This window comes from Candidatus Merdisoma sp. JLR.KK006, assembly GCF_036941035.1.
Classification (GTDB): domain Bacteria; phylum Bacillota; class Clostridia; order Lachnospirales; family Lachnospiraceae; genus Laedolimicola.
In genome coordinates this window covers 16,288-35,177 of the sequence record NZ_JAYMNS010000014.1, presented here as the reverse complement: position 1 = coordinate 35,177, position 18,890 = coordinate 16,288, and the positions used below count along the sequence as shown (strand labels likewise).

General features: G+C 48.3%; 11 protein-coding genes and 1 tRNA gene. All 12 read right to left on the bottom strand.

The annotated features are described in order from the left end of the window. Positions 1-38: 38 nt before the first annotated feature. Entirely contained in the window at positions 39-1,457 is a 1,419-nt protein-coding gene (gene pdxR, locus VSQ61_RS12125; RefSeq protein ID WP_334344689.1) for a MocR-like pyridoxine biosynthesis transcription factor PdxR, read from the bottom strand. Between the two features lie 131 nt (positions 1,458-1,588). After that, positions 1,589-3,256, bottom strand: a complete 1,668-nt coding sequence (locus VSQ61_RS12120) for a glutamine--tRNA ligase/YqeY domain fusion protein (protein WP_334344688.1) — start codon at positions 3,254-3,256, stop codon at positions 1,589-1,591. An 83-nt stretch (positions 3,257-3,339) separates the two neighbouring features. Beyond that, the gene (locus VSQ61_RS12115) at positions 3,340-5,589 is read right to left on the bottom strand and encodes a DNA gyrase/topoisomerase IV subunit A (protein WP_334344687.1); all 2,250 of its coding nucleotides are present in this window, start codon (positions 5,587-5,589) and stop codon (positions 3,340-3,342) included. 284 nt (positions 5,590-5,873) lie between these two features. Continuing rightward, entirely contained in the window at positions 5,874-7,796 is a 1,923-nt protein-coding gene (locus tag VSQ61_RS12110) for a DNA gyrase/topoisomerase IV subunit B (protein ID WP_334344686.1), read from the bottom strand. A 388-nt stretch (positions 7,797-8,184) separates the two neighbouring features. Further along, entirely contained in the window at positions 8,185-8,751 is a 567-nt protein-coding gene (locus VSQ61_RS12105; protein WP_334344685.1) for a hypothetical protein, read from the bottom strand. Between the two features lie 118 nt (positions 8,752-8,869). Then, complete coding sequence (locus VSQ61_RS12100) at positions 8,870-11,170, bottom strand: CotH kinase family protein (protein ID WP_334344684.1); 2,301 nt, start codon at positions 11,168-11,170, stop codon at positions 8,870-8,872. A 78-nt stretch (positions 11,171-11,248) separates the two neighbouring features. Further along, positions 11,249-11,320: transfer RNA gene (locus VSQ61_RS12095), tRNA-Glu, on the bottom strand. Between the two features lie 169 nt (positions 11,321-11,489). Beyond that, entirely contained in the window at positions 11,490-12,665 is a 1,176-nt protein-coding gene (locus VSQ61_RS12090; RefSeq protein WP_334344683.1) for an amidohydrolase, read from the bottom strand. Between the two features lie 194 nt (positions 12,666-12,859). Beyond that, positions 12,860-15,397: an FAD-dependent oxidoreductase gene (locus tag VSQ61_RS12085; protein ID WP_334344682.1), complete on the bottom strand. Its 2,538-nt coding sequence runs from the start codon at positions 15,395-15,397 to the stop codon at positions 12,860-12,862. A 2-nt stretch (positions 15,398-15,399) separates the two neighbouring features. Next, a complete protein-coding gene (locus VSQ61_RS12080) occupies positions 15,400-15,594 on the bottom strand; it encodes a heavy-metal-associated domain-containing protein (RefSeq protein WP_334344681.1) in 195 nt (64 codons plus the stop codon). Positions 15,595-15,755: 161 nt separating this feature from the next. Further along, positions 15,756-16,085, bottom strand: coding sequence for a metal-sensing transcriptional repressor (locus tag VSQ61_RS12075; protein ID WP_334344680.1), 330 nt, complete (start codon positions 16,083-16,085; stop codon positions 15,756-15,758). Between the two features lie 132 nt (positions 16,086-16,217). After that, positions 16,218-18,680 (bottom strand): heavy metal translocating P-type ATPase, encoded by a 2,463-nt coding sequence (locus tag VSQ61_RS12070; protein ID WP_334344679.1) that lies wholly within the window; start codon positions 18,678-18,680, stop codon positions 16,218-16,220. Positions 18,681-18,890 lie beyond the last annotated feature (210 nt).

The following is an 18,890-nucleotide window of genomic DNA, read 5'->3' as shown; positions in this document are numbered from 1 at the left end:
AAAATGGCTCTTCTCCATTCTTATTTTAATGCCACTCTTTATTGCCGGTCCCAGGCCCTCTTAAGCCTGCGGGCCGCTTCCAGGATCTCCGGTTCCGAAAGGGTGGCATATCCCAGTATTACCGTACATTTTTTCTGTTCTCCTGTTATGTCTTTCTCCTGCTCTCCAATCTCGTATTCGGACAGGGGATATACCTTTATCCCCTCCCTTTCCGCCTTTTCTATCGCTTCTTTTTCGGTCATGCCATTTATAAATTCTACCAGAAGATGCACGCCGGCATTCTCCCCCGTTATACGGCAGCCCGGTATTTTTTTCAGCTCTCCCAAAAGAATGTCGTGTCTTCTTCCATAGATAATGCGCATCCGGTTCAGATGGCGTTCATAATATCCGTCTTTTAAGAATTGATTCAGGATCATCTGATCGATTCTGGACACCGTGGAGGAAAAACGAAGAATTTGATGTTCGCATTTTTGCAAAAGCCGATCCGGAAGCACCATGTAGCTGATCCGGATTGCCGGGGCAATGGATTTGGAAAACGTGCCGATGTAAATCACGCTGTTTCTCTGATCTGTTCCCTGCAAGGCCGGAATCGGCTTTCCCTTGTAACGAAATTCACTGTCATAGTCATCCTCGATAATATAGCGCCCCTCCTCTTCGGCCGCCCAGGAAAGCAGCTCCAGGCGGCGTTTGATAGGCATTACGATTCCCAATGGATACTGGTGGGAGGGCATTACATAGGCTATATCCACTCCCGAGCTTTGAAGCATTGATACCTGCATTCCCTGGGCATCCATGGGGATGGTGCAAAGGGAGCAGCCAAGCTGCTCAAAAATTTTGTAAGCATGCTTATAGGTTGGCGTTTCCATTGCGATTTTTCGATTTTTCCCCAGGATTGTTGATAACAGAAGCAGCAAGTAGTCATTTCCCGCCCCGATTACCACCTGCTTTGGACGGCAGTTTACACCCCGGGCCTGATAAAGATAGCTGCAGATGGTCTCCCTTAGTTCCCGCTCTCCCATGGGATCGCCCAGCTGGAAAAGTTCTTTTTTGTCATCCAGAAGAATGTTCCGTGTGATTTTGCGCCATATGCCATAGGGAAAGCTGTCCAGATCGATCCCCCGGGGAGTGAAATCATAGGGATAGGAGTTTTTCTCCTGAAAAACCGCCTTTTCTTTCACCGACCTGTCAGGAGAAAAATGATAGAGCTCTTCTATCTGGCAGGCATAGTAGCCTTTGCAGGGAACGGACTCCAGATACCCTTCTGACAGGAGCTGTTCGTATGCTAAATCCACGGTACTGCGGCTGACCTCAAGATATGCGGAAAGGGAACGGCTGGAGGGAAGCTTTTCTTTTGCCTTAATACGGCCCTTTTGAATGTCCTGTTTGATGTAATTGTAGATTTGTTCGTATAAAGGGGTTTTGCTTTTGGGATTTAAGCTGATTGTCAGTTCACGCATAAGCTCACACACTTTCCGGATTCAAAAAATATAACGAAAGCTTCTTACGTCAGATGTCATTCAGTCAAATACCCCGCAGCAAGCTTGTAACGCAGCAAGCTGCGGGCTATTTGACCCTTGCTCTTTTCTTTTTATGCTTTTGGTAGCTTAAAGGAACTCTTCAATGACACGATTCGGTTAAAGACAAGCTTATCCTCCGTGCTGTCCTTGGCATCAACGCAGAAGAAGCCGTTGCGCACAAACTGGCAGCTGTCATAGGGCTTGGCTCCCTCAAAGCCCGGTTCCAGATATGCCTGCTCTACTACGGTCAGGGAATTGGGATTTAAGTTCAGGCTTCCATCCTCATTGTATACGCCCTTTTCTTCGTCAATGATGTTCTCATATAACCGCACCTGGGCAGTCATTGCATAGGGAGCCGGCACCCAATGGATGGTTCCCTTTACTTTCCGGCCCGTGAAGCCGCTGCCTGCCTTGGTCTCGGGATCGTAGGTACAGTGTATCTCCGTAATCCGGCCGTTCTCATCCTTTACGAAGCTTTCGCATTTTACAAAATAGGCATGCATCAGGCGCACTTCGTTGCCGGGGAAGAGACGGAAGTATTTCTTGGGCGGCTCCTCCATAAAGTCCTCACGTTCAATGTACAGCTCCCGGCAGAACGGAATCTTTCGGCTTCCAAGGTCCTCATTTTCCAGGTTGTTAGCTGCGTCCAGATATTCTACCTGGTCCTCGGGGTAGTTGTCTATGATGAGCTTGATGGGATCCAAAACTGCCATCAGCCTTGGTTTCTTCAGCTTTAAATCTTCCCGGATGCAGTATTCCAGCATGGCATAGTCTACGGAGGACTGGCTCTTGGAAATGCCGCAGAGGTCCACGAACATGCGGATGGATTCCGGAGTGAAGCCCCTGCGCCTAAGCGCTGCGATGGATACCAGACGGGGATCATCCCAGCCGTCTACGATGCCCTCTTCTACCAGCTTTTTAATATAGCGTTTTCCTGTTACTACGTTGGTCAGATAGAGCTTGGCAAACTCGATCTGGCGGGGCGGAACGGAATATTCCAGTTCTCTTACGACCCAATCGTATAAGGGACGGTGATCCTCGAACTCCAGGGTGCAGATGGAGTGGGTGATGCCCTCAATAGCGTCCTCTATTGGATGTGCGAAGTCATACATGGGGTAAATGCACCATTTGTCTCCTGTGTTGTGGTGGGAGATATGGGCTACCCGGTAGATGACGGGATCACGCATGTTGATGTTGGGGGATGCCATGTCTATTTTGGCACGGAGTACTTTTTCTCCGTCTGCGTATTTTCCGGCACGCATGGCTTCGAAAAGCTCCAGGTTCTCTTCTACGCTTCGATTACGGTAAGGGCTTTCTTTGCCCGGCTCCGTCAGGGTTCCACGGTAGGATCGGATTTCTTCCGCCGTCAAGTCACAGACGAAAGCTTTTCCTTTTTTAATGAGCTTGACCGCCGCTTCGTACATGGCTTCAAAGTAATCGGAAGCAAAGAACAGGCGGTCTTCCCAGTCTGCGCCCAGCCACTTGATGTCGGCTTTGATGGACTCTACGAACTCCACTTTTTCTTTGGTGGGGTTGGTGTCATCGAAGCGCATGTTGAATTTGCCGTTGTATTTTTGGGCAAGGCCGTAGTTTAAAAGGATTGCTTTGGCATGTCCGATGTGCAGGTAGCCGTTTGGCTCCGGAGGGAAACGGGTGTGTACGGTTTCGTAGACGCCCTCTGCCAGATCTTTATCTATCATTTGTTCTATAAAGTTTTTGCTGATTACTTCGGTTTCCATAACTTCCTCCTCGTGTACAGATGTTTCTGTATGTTACTTGTAATTGGGAAAATCATATCATAAACGGGTGGGGGTTGGCAAGATTATGTTCTTACTTTTACTCCTTTGGTGTCCCTGCTTCCGGATTTTAGTTTGTTGAGGATTAGCTGCTTTTCTTTGTAGGTGATGATTTGTTCTTTGCCGGTTTGATAGATATAGGCGGCTTCCAGGTGGTCATTGCTTCCCAGGCGCATGCCGCGGACACCTACGGCTCCTTTCTTTTTTTCCGGGACTTCGGATATTGGGAAGCGCAGGAAATAGCCCTCTTTGCTTTGGAGGACGATTTGTTCGCTGCCGTCTGTGGGTTCTGCTAATAGGACTTTGTCGTTTTCGCTTAGTTTTGTGGCGGCTACGGTACGTTTGCTGGTTTCAAATTCGCTGCCGTCTACAACTTTCAGCATGCTGTCTTTGGTGGCGAAGATTAGTTTTTGGACTTTTAGGGTTTCCATGCTTCCGATTCCCACCAGCTGCTCTTCGGCGCTGTTGTAGTTGCTGAAGTTGTCTATGGGGACGCCTTTGTCCCGGAACCGGCCGAAAGGCAGATCCTGGACTTTGATGGTGTGCATGCGGCCGGTGTCGGTAAATACGCAGATGCGGCCGGTGTTCATGCAGGAGAAGACATATTTGTTTTCGCTGTCTGCCGCTTCTTTGTTGCGCTCGTAGGCGGCCAAATCTATGGTTTTGGCGTAACCGAAGCGATCCATCAGGAACATGACCGACATTTCTTCGATTTTCTTTTCTTCAAATACGATCTCGGCGGCGTTTTCTATGGAGGTCCGCCTTGGTCTTGCGTAAGCTTTTTTGATGGCATCCATTTCTTTGATGATGACCTTTGTCATGCTGGCATGGTTTTCCAGGATGTCTTCATAAGTGACTATGTTTTTCAGTGTTTGGGCGTTTTCTGCCATCAGAGCCTCAATCTCTAAGCCGATGAGTCGGTAGAGACGCATTTCTAAGATGGCCGAGGCCTGACGCTCTGTAAAGCGCAGCTTGGAAGCCCTTTTTTTTGATGCCTCTGATTTGAAACGGATGTTTTCGGTTTTTCCCTCTATGAGACAGGCTTTGGCGTCTTTGACGTTTTTGCTGCCCCGGAGGATTTCGATGATAAGGTCTATAACGTCGCAGGCTCTTATGAGTCCCTCTTGTATTTCCCGCTTTTCCTGCTCCTTGGCTAAAAGAGTCTGGTATTTTCTTGTAGCCAGCTCGTATTGGAATTCAATGTAGTATTCCAGGATCTGTTTCAGGCCCAGGGTCTCCGGTCTTCCGTCTGCGACGGCCAGCATGTTGATGCCGAAAGTGTCCTCCAGGCGGGTCTTTTTGTAGAGCATATTTTTCAGGTTCTCAGTGTCAGATCCTTTCTTAAGCTCCAGTACAATGCGGATGCCCTCTTTGGAGGATTGGTTGGAGATGTCAACGATCTCCGGCGCTTTTTTAGACTCGATGAGTGTGGCAATGTCATTCAAGAATTTTCCGATGTTGGCTCCTATCATGGGATAAGGAATCTCTGTGATGACTAACTGTTCTTTGCCGCCTTTTATTTTTTCTACCTCTATGCGGCCCCGGACTTTGATCTTGCCGGCTCCCGTTTCGTAGATGGCTGGAAGCTCGTCTTTGTTTACTACAATGCCGCCTGTAGGGAAGTCCGGACCGGGCATCAGCTTTAGTAGGGCTTCTGTGGCAATCTCCGGATTTTTCAGATAGGCTTTGGCCGCGTCTATGACTTCTCCCAGATTATGGGGCGGGATGCTGGTGGCCATTCCTACTGCGATTCCGTCGGATCCGTTCACCAACAGGTTGGGAAACTTTGCCGGCAGTACAGAGGGTTCTTTTTCTGTTTCGTCGAAATTGGGAACGAAGTCTACTACGTTTTTGTCCAGATCGGATAAAAAGGCTTCCTGGGCCACTTTTTCCAGACGGGCTTCTGTGTAACGCATGGCGGCGGCTCCGTCTCCCTCAATGGATCCGAAGTTGCCGTGGCCGTCTACCAGGGGGAGGCCTTTTTTGAAGTCCTGAGACATGACTACCAGGGCTTCGTAGATGGAGCTGTCGCCGTGGGGGTGGTATTTACCCATGGTGTCACCTACGATACGGGCGCATTTCCGGTAGGGGCGGTCGAAACGGATACCCAGCTCGTACATGTCGTAGAGGGTTCTCCGCTGTACGGGCTTCAGGCCGTCTCTTACGTCCGGGAGTGCTCTGGCTATGATTACGCTCATGGCGTAGTCGATGTAGGATTTCTGCATTAAATCTGAGTATTCGGTGCGGATAATTTGTTCTTCTATCTGCTTTTCCATTGTTCTACTATTTTCTCCTAGCTTTGTTTATGGCATTTTTTTACTTTGGGTGTGATTTGTTTTATTGTGTTGGTAAACGGACGCCGCCTGGAAACAGAAAATATCTTCTTTCCCTGCTCCGCCCACAGGGCTGACACGCCTGGAAAGAAGATATTTTCTGTTTCCCGGCGGCTGATATTGTATCTATATTTTAGGTTTGTTTTTTATTCATACCCTGCGAGCAGGCATGAATGCATGTTCCTATAGGACTTCGTTCGGTAAGGTATGACAATGTATCTTCAGGTCTATACGTCCAGCTCTGCGTCGCAGGCGTGTTCGTAGATGAATGCCCGTCTGGGGGGCACTTCGGTTCCCATGAGCATTTCCGTTACGTTGGAGGCCATGCGTGCGTCCTCGATCTCTACTCGTTTCAGGATTCTGGTAGCCGGGTTTAAGGTTGTCTCCCAGAGCTGTTCGGCATCCATCTCTCCCAAGCCTTTGTAGCGCTGGAGGGTGAAGCTTCCTTTGTGGCGCTTCCGGTAGCGCTCCAGGGCCTTATCGTCGTAGAGATACTCTTCCTCTCCTCTTTGGGGCATGGCTTTATAGAGGGGCGGCATGGCAATGTATACGTGTCCCTCATAGATGAGATCCGGCATGAAGCGGTAAAAGAGGGTCAGAAGCAGGGTGGAAATGTGTGCGCCGTCTACGTCCGCATCGGCCATGATGATGATCTTGTCGTAGCGGAGCTTTGTGATGTCAAAGTCGTTGCCGTAGCCCTCGGAGAAGCCGCAGCCGAAGGCATTGATCATGGTTTTGATCTCTGCATTGGCCAGCACTTTGTCGATGCTGGCTTTTTCTACGTTCAGGATCTTTCCCCTGATTGGCAGGATGGCCTGGAAGTTTCGATCTCTTGCGGTCTTTGCGGAGCCCCCGGCGGAGTCTCCCTCTACGATAAAAATCTCGCATTTGGAGGCATCCCGGCTCTCGCAGTTTGCCAGCTTTCCGTTGGAGTCGAAAGAGTATTTCTGCTTGGTTAAGAGGTTCGTCTTGGCCCGTTCCTCGGTTTTTCGTATTTTAGCCGCTTTTTCTGCACAGCCGATGACGCCTTTTAAAGTCTCCAGGTTGCGGTCAAAGTAGCGGACGATCTCGTCTCCCGCTACTTTTGCTGTAGCTTTGGAGGCATCCTGATTGTCAAGCTTTGTCTTGGTCTGACCCTCAAACCGGGGAGAGGGATGTTTGATGGAGATTACGGCCGTCATGCCGTTGCGCACGTCGGCTCCGGTGAAGTTGGTGTCTTTCTCCTTTAAGATGCCCAGCTCTCTGGCGTAATTATTGATCACGGTGGTAAATACGGTCTTAAAACCGGTCAGATGGGTGCCGCCCTCTGCGTTGTAAATGTTATTGCAAAAGCCCAGAACATTTTCGTGGAACTCGTTTACATACTGAAATGCGCCCTCTACGATAATGCCCTCTGCTTCTCCCTTAAAATAAATCACATCATGGATCTGTTCTTTTTTCTTATTTAAATCCTCCACAAAGCCGATGATTCCGTTTTCCTCATGGAAAGTTGCTTCCTCCGCCGGCTCTGTCCGCCGATCTGCAAAATAAATGGTCAGCTCCGGATTCAGATAGGCAGTCTCATGAAGACGGCTTTTCACCTCTTCTGCCTGAAATCTTGTCTTCTCAAAGATCTCCGGGTCCGGCAGGAAATTGATCCGGGTTCCTGTCTCCTTTGTTTTTCGCAGTATGGGGAGCAGACCGTCCTTTAGCTCAATGGTGGGGATGCCCTGCTCGTAGTGGTCGTGGTGAACGGCTCCGTCACGGCTCACTTCTATGTCCAGGTAGGTAGACAGAGCGTTGACTACAGATGAGCCTACTCCGTGGAGACCGCCGCTTGTCTTATAGGCGGAATCGTCAAACTTTCCGCCTGCATGGAGGGTGGTGAATACCAGCCTTTCTGCGGAAATGCCCTTTGCGTGGAGATCTACCGGGATGCCGCGGCCGTCGTCGCTGACGGTACAGGAGCCGTCACGCTCCAGTGTGACCCAGATCTTTGAGCAGAAGCCTGCCAGATGTTCGTCCACGGAGTTATCCACTATCTCATAAATCAAATGATTTAAACCTTTTCGTGACACGCTGCCAATGTACATGCCCGGGCGTTTGCGCACGGCCTCCAGGCCCTCCAGGACTGCTATGCTGTCTGCGTCGTAGGTATTTTTCTTTGCCATCACTATTTTCCTCGTTCCTATATGGTGTCTATCCGAATGGATGTTCTGTTTTTTTCAGTCTTAGCTACCCCCAGTGGACAAGGGGACACACGCCCCAAGTGCCGTCTTTTGGAGGCTGGCTGCGTTACTGTCAATCGGCGTACGTCCAGTACGCCTCATTCCATTGCCTTGCCAGCCACCAAAATTCGGTACTTGGGGTCCAAAGGAGTTTTGCACCATGAATTTGTGATTCTGCAAGGCACTGGAACGAAGCGTACTGGACGTACGCTGAGCGACAGTAACGCAGCAGAATCGCAAATTCATGGTGCAAAACCGTGTGTCCCCTTGTCCACTGGGGGTAGTATAGCACAAGAGTTTGTAGTTTGTAAAACATTTCTTTCCTATTATTTCATACAAAACTCATCAATTTATTTAATTTACAATATAAAAGCAAAAGATAGAGACAGATTCCAATGATAAGAAATATTTCCAGAAGACTTGATACAATGCCTACGGTTAAAAGCAGAACGGCCGAACCAAAGCCTAAAATAGACAAAAGAAGCCACTGCATCCGAAAGCTTCCGCTGATTTTCTTTTGGAGCAGGAGAAGAAACCGCAGTTGGGCCAGTCCCAGAAATAAAGGAGCAAGAAAGGAAATCGCCACATGCAGGCGGGACATTCTCGGAACCTGCTCCGGAATATAGGGAATTCCCACAGCCGTCACAAAAAAAAGCAGGGCGCACAAAAGAAAGCTCTCCATAATCCAATCCCGGCAGTCTGCCAGCTCCATGAGCATCTTTGTATACAAATAAAAATAATTTCCTGTCAAAGCCCCCCACAGCAGAAACGCCATCCGCCGTCCGCCCCGGCTGCCGATAACGGAAAAATTGGTGCTTGTTAATTGGAAACCTGATGCCATCAGGAAAGTCAAAAGGAAAATCAGACACAAAGAATAAAACGCATACCGTTTATGCATGAAAACCTCCTTGTTTCGCCCATATTTGGGGGTATCTTTTCATTTTTAGTATGCGAAGCATCCTTGTTTCCACACCGGACAAGTTTTGGAAAACAATTAAGATTTTTGATTATAAAACTTATGGATTCCAAACAAACCATCCATAATTAGAGACAGCATTGCAATACTCTCCCTCTACTGTGCCCTCCGAATTCCGTATATATTCTCCCTGCTTATCCACTGCCCGTACCTGAACTGCATTCAGCTCTCCTTTCCCTGTCCGAAGCTCCCGATTGGATACCCAAAGCTCTGCAATGCCATTTTGCACCTCTGAGCGCCGGATGTAGGCGCCATTAATCTGAAACGCCACTTCTTTACATTCCGGAAGCTCCACACTTACCTGTATCCTGGTCATACCTCTGCGGGAAGCTGTGTCAATCTTCTGCACAGTCAGGTTATCTGATGCCTGGTAATACCCCAGAGAGGCACACAAGGTCTCTACAGAAGCAAACTGTTCATCCAGCCAGGAAATCCGCTGCTTAAGAAAGCTTTTCACATCTGCAATGGAGTCATTAAATTTTCTGCCTGTATAATCCCCCATGCTTCCTCCCCATCTCGCATCGTTGGCGTCAGCCGCCGGCTTAAGCTCGGCTGCATACGTATCAATCAGACCGCCCTCACGTACCATTTCTTCTATAACTGTCTCCCGAATCTCCCAATACTTTTCATAAACTCTTGCCACAAAATAAGGATCCCGAATGAGACAGCGGTTCCACTGAACGCTCTGGTAATAGTTCTCTCTTCCAAAATATTCATCTGTAGTCTGCCAGATATCCGTACACCAGGTTTGTATGGTACGGTCGCTGTAGCTGTTGCCCCATGCCCAGTCATAATCCCAGGGCGGACCGATAAAAAGCTTTCCATCCACATCCTTATAAAAGAAAACACTATTTTTCATGCCATCATAATTTACCGAAAATTCGCATATCAAAAAATTGATCAAAAGGGAGTCAAAATCGATCAGCTCTGAATAATGAAGCCCGTCATACTCCTCTGCTGAAAAAGATGCCAGCTTATATTCCACACCCAAACGCATTTTTTTCTCCTGATCATACCATCCGGGATCAGACATTTGATAATGAGGCGAATCCTCATGATACGTAAAATCAGTTTCATGAAATGCATATTCCAAAGTCTGAAGATACTCCCGCATATAATCAAGAAGCTCCCTATAGGTTGCTCCCTGGGAAGGCCTGTTGAAATAGATGGGCATATCATAATTGGTCTTAAGGGACGCATCATTTTTATGATATTGGCTCATCTCCATAAGTACGCCTCCCACAGCTTCCGGAAGTTTCTGCATATCTATGAATTTATGCAGATCATAAGAAACCGGAAGATTCCTTCCAGTACTTTCATTCAAGTCATTCAAAAAATCAGATGTAAATGCCGCCTCTTCCATCCATGAAAAATCCATGGTCAAATCCGCTTCTATCATTTTTTCAAGAAATGGTCTCTCTTCCTCTGTCGCCAGCCCCTGTTCTGTCAAATCCCCTGCAATTCCTCTGGCTGCCTGTTCACAGACTTCTTCCCAATCATAAACATCCACTCTGTTCTCATCAATGCGCACTTGTTCACACAACTCATAAACACCCTGATATTCTCCATTGTAAATCAAGGTTACATTTTTCGAGTCCATCCAGACATCCGCTCCGATATCTCGTGCAAACTCCTGCATCAATCTATTGCGGAGCAGGGTGGCATCAATCGCATTCGCCAGTAATATCCAATGCTTTGACTTTCCCATTCCCAGCAGATCGCTTTTCTTATCCAGCTTCAATTTAAAAGGCCGCTTATCTAATTCATTAGTAGAATTGCCTCTCAGGTGAATAAAGGCTCCCCCCTCATATGCTTCCGTGGGCAGATACCCTTCTCCTGCGGCAAGCCGTATTTGAGCATAGATGCCCTCCTGCCAGTAAACGTCTTTATACCCCATTTCGCTTTCTAAATAAAGTACGGGAAGAATACTGTAGTAAAAAGAATCTTCGCAAATACTTCCATCTGTAAAGGCAACCTCTACACGGATAAATTGTTCCTCATCTCCTTCTTTGGGCGTAAACGAAGTAATCTCCTTTGTTTTGGATACCTGGCGTTCTCCTACATACCAGGTGCAGGCCTCTACCTCTGAAGGAGCTATATTCCGAAATTGAACGGGAATCAAAGAGCCTCTCTTCACATGCTCCACATCAATCCATATTTCTCTGGGACCTGTCTTATTGTACTGTGAACAAACAGGCAGAATACAAAGAAACAGAAACGCAAACAAGAGAACTATTCTCTGAGCTCTCTGCTGCTTTGAACATTGTCTGATTTTTCTACTTAACGGCAAACAGAGCCGTCTCTTACGGCTCTCTTCTCCTCTGCTTGTCCCGGTTCTCATATAGCTTTCCAGTCTCCTGCATTTATATAACACAAAAAACTCCGAAAGCCCCTGTTCATCTGCTTTCGGAGTTTTTGACAGTCCCTAGGGGAATCGAACCCCTGTTTCCGCCGTGAGAGGGCGGCGTCTTAACCGCTTGACCAAGGAACCATACCGGCTTTTCCTGCCGACTTGCTTAGTATATAATATAATTCCTTATTTGGCAAGCTTTTTTTTAAAAAAAATTATTTTTTTTATATTGACCTTTTTTATTGTTAAAAACAGACTTTTTTAACAAACACCGAATAATTATCTGTTATTTTGCTTTTTACACTTTTACTTATAAAAATTCCCTTTTTCCCTGCTCTCCATCCTCATACACAATCTCCCCGTCAATAATCGTATAAAGAGTCTTCGTAAACACCTCCATAGGATTCCCGGAAAATATGGCAATGTCCGCATCCTTTCCCGGCTTCAAGCTCCCTACCCGTTCCTCAACCCGGCAGATACGGGCCGGATTGATGGTCAGCGCTTTCAGCCCCTCTTCCATAGGCAAACCATGCTTTACCGCAAGTCCGGCACACAAGGGAAGATATTGAATCAAAGCCACCGGATGATCCGTGGTCACGGCAATGGTCACTCCGGATTCATAAAGAATCCGGTTGGTTTTAAAATTGAGATTCTGTATCTCCAGCTTTGAGCGGGAGGTCAGATCCGTTCCTACAATCACCGGAAAACCGGAGGCCGCAACCTCGTCGGCAATGAGATGGGCTTCCGTGCCGTGATCAATGGTAATATCTATCTCAAATTCCTTTGCTATCCGAATGGCTGTCAAAATGTCATCCGCCCGATGAGCATGTGCCTTTAGAGGAATCTCCCGGCGCAGCACGGGAAGCCACGGCTCCAGGCGAAAGTCTTCCTCCTTTAGCTTTCCGTTTTCCTTCTGTTTTCCATATTGTCTGGCTCGAAACAATTCTTCTCGTAAAAGAGCCGCCGTTCCCATTCTTGTCAGGGGACATTTTCCCTGAGACTCATAAGCAGTCTTGGGATTCTCGCCAAATGCTGCTTTCATAGCTGCCGGCTCTAACACAATCATCCGATCCATACAACGTCCCTGTGTTTTCATAAATACAAACTGACCGCCCACCACATTGGCACTGCCCGGTCCTGTCATTACCGAGGTAATTCCCGCCATAATTGCATCATGAAAGGCCGGATCCATGGGATTTATGGCATCAATGGCCCGCAAATAAGGCTGTACCGGCTCACTGGTCTCATTGCAGTCGTCCGCAATGGCTCCCCTGGTTTCCTCCGTTATACCGATATGCCCATGGGCTTCAATGAGCCCCGGAAGCACCCAGGAGCCCTTTACCTCAAGAACCTTTTCTCTCTCCTCCGGCGCCGGAGCATTGCGCTCCGTCCCCAAATTCAGTATTTTTCCGTTTTCAATCTTAATATAGCCAGGATCATACACTGCATTTTCCATGGTATATATCCTGCCTCCAAGAATCAGCATTAAAAAACCTCCTTTTGGAAGCAATGCCGCTAAGATAAACATTGAAAGCTTGTAAAGACTTAATGACATTGCTTTTGAAACTTCCTGTACTTCCTCTGTCCCCTCGCCAAAAGCTTTCTGTGAGAGAAACATGCAGAATCTTTTCTTTACAGGATTTCCAAAAAGAGGTTTTTTATGATAAGCTTAAACTATTTTTATCTGCCAAACAGCTCCTTAAAGGAGGCTCTGCGTTCAATTGCGTCGCTCATCTCTCCCATTTTTGACACATCTCCAATGAGAATCACGCCGCAAAGGTGATTATTGCGGAAGTAGTATTTCTCATACTGCTTTCGGGACACATCCTTAAATTCCACAGTTCGATAAACCAGATCCGGATTGCCGCCATTGTCTCCGATGGAAAACAGAGCCGTATTCATACCATGGAAAGTAAGGGCCGCCGGAACGGTGGTGTACGTAAGGCTTTCTCCCGCCGCATTTGCTCCGGCTACTTTACCCTGCTCCACTGCCTGGGGCCAGATGGCGTAATTGATGCCCTCATACTGGGCACAGTCGCCGCAGGCATAGATGTCTTCATTGCTGGTGAGCATATGACTGTCCACTATCACGGCCCGATCCGTGTCTATTCCCGCTTCCTTAGCGATTCCAATGTTGGAGCGCACGCCGCAGGAAAGAATCACAAGCTGGGCCGGCAGTAAAGTCCCGTCGCCTAAGCGAACGCCCGTTACATGCTCTTCACCCTCGACAGCGGAAATCTGCACGCCCGTGTGTACGGCAATTCCCTGGGCCTCAATGATGCTTTTCATCATCTGGCTGGCTCCCTCATCAAGCTGCCGCCCCATAAGCCTTGGGGCAAGCTCCAGAACCGTCACCTTGCAGTGAGCTTTCTTAAGCTCCCATGCGGCTTCCAGTCCCAATACGCCTCCGCCGATCACAACAGCCTCTTTTGTATGGGGCAGAAGCTCCGTCACTTTACGAGTATCGGACAAACGGCGGATGGCCACGGCCTCCGGCTTATCCGCACCGGGAATGGGCGGTATAAAGCACTCGGATCCAAGGGCGTAGATCAGCTTTGTATATTTGAATTTGGCCCCGTCCTCCGTGAGAATCTCCCGTTCCTTTGTATCCACGGTTTTTATTTGCTTTCCAAGGATCTGGACAATATTATTTTCCTCATACCAGGCTGCATCCTGAATCCCTATCTGATCCCCGTCAAGGCCTGACACCAAGGCTTTGGTCAGCATGGGCCGGTTGTAGGCCGGATATTCTTCATTGGAAATAATGTATATGCCTCCGGTCTTGTCACGTTCCCGAATGGCCTTGGCCGCATTCAGTCCTGCGGCTCCGTTTCCAAGAATGGCATAGAGATTGTTGGTATCTTTGCGGTATTCCGTTGTCTCGCTTTCCACCGGAACGAAGTTTTCCTTTCCTACGCCGCAGACCGGGCAAATCTCCAGAGAGGAATCAAAGATTTCTCCACAGACAAGGCATTTAACAAGGGTTGTTTTCCCTTTTGCTTTCTTGGGATTTTCTTTCTCCAAAAGAGTACAGCCGAAGTTGTATCCGTATTCATAGGCATTTAAAAGGTCTACCTCACCGGGCTTAAACCGTACCCGGAAGCCCTCTGCCACACGCATATTTAACTGACGAAGACGCTCGATAATGTGGGGAACTCCCTCGCCGCTCCAGCCGTAGCTTCCAAAAGCGCTTGCAAGCTTTCCTCCGTGGGTCCCCGCAAAGATGGAGGTGGTCAAATCCCAGATGGGCTTTAAGGCTTCTCCCACAATGGTAGGTGTTCCGAATAATATGCCGTCTGCAAATCCAAGCTCGCTCAGCACTTCTCCCTGGTCTGCTGTCACCAGATCGTAGCTGCGCACATCAATGTCCCCGCTGTCTTTGATACCTTTACTGATCTGCTCTGCCAGTTCTCCCGTGTAGCCGTAAGCACTTACATAGGGGATTACCACTGTTTTCCGTGGATTGGGGTTGACTACGGTACACCACTCCTGGTAGGTGTTCAGCATCCGATCAATGCCGGAATCCAGAACAGGGCCGTGTCCGGTACAGATCATGGAAATATCCAAATCACGGATGCGATCCAGGGCTTTCAGCATAAAGGGTTTAAATGGTCCGATAATGCAGTCGAAATAATAGCGTGTTGCTTTCCAGTAGTCCTCCTGATTCGTTACCTTGCTGTACACAATCTCCGGGAATGAATAGTGGGAACCAAAGGAATCACACGTCACCAGCACCTGCTCTTCCTCCAGATAGGTGTACATGGTATCCGGCCAGTGAAGATTGGGAACATGAAGGAAGCGTAAGGTAAGGTTTCCTATCTTCATTTCCTGTTCGTCTTTCACAGCGATACTGCAGAAATCCCTATTTACGATATTCTGCAGAAATGAAATGGCCGTAGGAGTTGCAATAATCTTAAGCCCCGGATTCAGTTCCAAAAGCCGTTCTACGCTTCCTGCGTGATCCGGCTCCGTGTGATTTACCACTAGATAATCGATTGACTTTATATCCACAATCTCTTCCAGTTCCTTTAAGTAGGCATCAAAGTATTTCGCCTTTGCGGTCTCAAAGAGGATGGTTTTGTCCCCTGCCCGATATACATAGGAATTATAGGTGGTTCCAAATTCCGTATACATAATAATGTCAAATACCCGGAGGGTATCGTCCAAAATTCCAGCCCAGTAAAAGTTTTCTCTGAGTTTATATGCTTTTGTCTCCATGCTTATACCTCAACTGTGTCAAATCCAAGCTCATCCATCAGTTCCTTTGCCTTTGCCACGCAGTTCTCACAGCCGTCGATGGTTACGGTCTTATCCTCCAGGCTTACCTTGAAATCCAGTCCGGCTCCGGTAAGGGCCTTTGTGATGCGCTCCACACACTTCTCGCAATGCATGTCCTCTGCTTTTAATACTGTCATTTCTTTGTTCCTCCTTAATTTTTGATTTTTGGAAACCGGTGCATGGACTGCCCCGGTTCCGCTGCTTTTTGAGTTGCTTCTATCTATACACGTTGTCTTATCATGTCTTGAGACAAGGTGTATTTTGCATCTGATATTTAACAGCAATTTACTGTAATAGCTTATTTCATCAATTTTCGGATGGTGTCACATAGCTCATCTACCACTGTCTCATCCCCGCTTTTGATGTCCTCCACCACACAGGTTTTGATGTGATTGGACAGCAGCTCCTTATTAAAGGCATTGAGGGCTGACTGAATGGCGGATACCTGGGTGAGAATGTCCACACAATAGCGCTCTTCCTCCAGCATGCTCCGTATCCCCCGGACCTGTCCCTCAATGCGGTTCAGACGGTGGATCAGGCTCTTATACTCGTCGCTGTCCCGATGCTTGGTTTTTACGCAGCAGCCCTCCTGACAGCTGCAGTTTACTTTTCGCTTTTCATTTTCCATATTTTTTTATTCCAGTTCCGCATCCTTTCTCCAGCACCTTTCTCTTAGACGGATTCCCGGCCGCTTAATTCTGCATCCGTAAATCCATCTGGCACTGTCTAAAGGATGCTGTATTCCAGTTTCTTTCACTCACTACAACTTCAGCCTCTTTAACCGCAGGGCATTGCTGACTACGGACACAGAGCTAAAGGACATGGCAAGCCCTCCGAAGATAGGATTCAGTAAAGGCCCACCTAAAGCATACAACAATCCGGCCGCAATGGGAAGCCCCAAACTGTTATAAAAGAATGCCCAGAAGAGATTCTGCTTAATATTCCGTATGGTGGCCCGGCTTAAACGGACAGCTTTATACACATCCTTTAAATCCGACTTCATCAGTACAATGTCGCTGGATTCCAGCGCAATATCGCTTCCGCTTCCGATGCCCACGCCCACATCCGCCTGCACAAGAGCCGGTGCATCGTTGATGCCGTCCCCTACCATCATTACGCAAAAGCCCTCTTTCTGGTAACGGGACACTACCTGAGACTTATCGCCGGGAAGCACCTCTGCAATCACTTCATCTACCTCTACCTGGCTGCCGATGTAATCTGCCGTCAGCTGATTGTCTCCTGTGAGCATCACCACCCGGATGCCAAGGCTCCGCATCTGGGCAATGGCCTCCCTGCTGGTTGCCTTGATGGTATCCGCCACGCAGATCATGCCGGACAGCTTACCATCCATAACTACAAACATAGGTGTCTGCCCTTTGCCTGCCGCTGTCTTTGCCGCTTCCTCGTATGCTCCCAATTCCACATGTTTTCCCTCCAGCATCCGTCGGTTTCCGATATGGAAGTAATGTCCCTTAAGAACTGCTTCGATGCCTTTTCCGGTTACACTCTGGAAGCCCTCTGTCTGCTCCAGCTCAAGGCCTTTTTCCTGTGCGCCCTCCACAATGGCCGCTCCAAGGGGATGCTCGGAGGAGCGCTCACAGCTTGCCGCCAGACGCAGAAGCTCATCCGCTTCCATCTCGTGGGATACCACATCCACCACCCTGGGCTTTCCCTCGGTAATGGTTCCCGTCTTATCCAATACAACTACCTGGATCTTGTGGGTAGTCTCCAGCGCCTCTCCGCTTTTAATCAGGATTCCATGGCTGGCGCCAAGGCCTGTTCCTACCATAATAGCCGTAGGCGTAGCCAGACCCAGAGCGCAGGGGCAGGCTATTACAAGAACTGATACGAAAATAGTCAGAACAAAGGCCGCATCATGGCCCAGTAAAGCCCAGATTAGAGCTGCCACAACAGCAATTCCCATAACCGTAGGTACAAAATACCCGGACACCGTATCCGCCAGCTTGGAAATGGGTGCTTTCTTCCCCTGTGCATCCTCCATCATCTGAATGATTCTGGAAAGGGTGGTGTCGGCGCCCACATGGGTCACTCGGACCTCCATAGCTCCGTTGAAGTTCATACTGCCGCCAATCACCGTGTCTCCGGCTTCCTTTTCTACCGGAATGCTCTCTCCTGTGAGCATGGACTCATCCACACTGCTGGATCCTCCAATCACTGTTCCGTCCAGCGGAACCTTGCTTCCCGGCTTTACCAAAAGGATATCTCCCGGAACAACTTCCTCTACCCGAACTTCTACTTCCTGTCCCTCACGCAGAAGCACTGCCGTATCCGGCGCCAGTTCCATCAGCTTCCGGATCGCTTCGGAGGTTTTTCCCTTGCTTCTCGCTTCCAGATACTTACCCAGCATAATCAGGGTTACAACCACAGCTGCCGACTCATAATAAAGATTCTCCACACTGGCGGGATTTGAGGGAATCTGAATGGTCATAGCAAGGCTGTAGAAAAAAGCGCTTCCCGTTCCGATTGCCACAAGGGAATCCATATTGGGATGGCCCCGGAACAGAGTCTTGAAGCCTACAACATAGAACTTCCTCCCATGCCAGAGAATTAACACGGTCAAAATCAACTGTGCCAGGGCAAAGTTCAGCGGGTGGCTGTGCATATGAAGAAAATCCGGCAGTGGCAGTGTAATGGGAATCATATGTCCCATGGAAATATAGAGCAAGGGAACGGCAAGACAGATGGTTACAATCAGATTCTGCTTCTGCCTGCGCAGCTTCTCCATCTGTTCATTAAGCTCTTCGTTCCGGTCTTCCTTTTCTATGTCCTTTGGTACAAAGCCTGCTTTTTCAATCTTCAGCTTTATGTCTGCCAGCTTCACCTGAGAGGGGTCGTAGACAATATGTGCCTTGTTGGTGGTAAGATTTACTTCGCTGCTGATAACACCGGGCAGCTTCCTTGTCACACGCTCCACTGCCGCACTGCAGGATGCACAGGTCATACCCTCGATATTCAGGGTAATCTCCTGATTCTCTGCGGCTGCTTTTTTCTCCTCCCGGGCTCCGAAGCCTGCCCGCTCAATCTTCTGGCACAGCATTTCTATGTTCACCTGCTCCGGGTCATATACAATCCTTGCCCGGTTGGTGGCCAGGTTTACCTGACTGCTCTCAACGCCGGGCAGCTTTTTCGTCACGCGTTCTACTGCTGCGCTGCAGGATGCACAGGTCATGCCTTCTATAATCAGCGTAACCTCTTGGTTCATATGCTTCACTCCTTTCGTGGTTAAATACCCCCATTGGGTATCTTATGCTTTCAATATACCCCTATCAGGTATCTTTGTCAATACCCTTTTGGATTTATTAAGAATGTTAATTCTATATATAGGATTTTTGAAATTTTACATAGATTTTGAGAACGTATATTAATCGTGCCACTTTTCAAGAAAAAACATACTATAGATTTTCTGCCACAA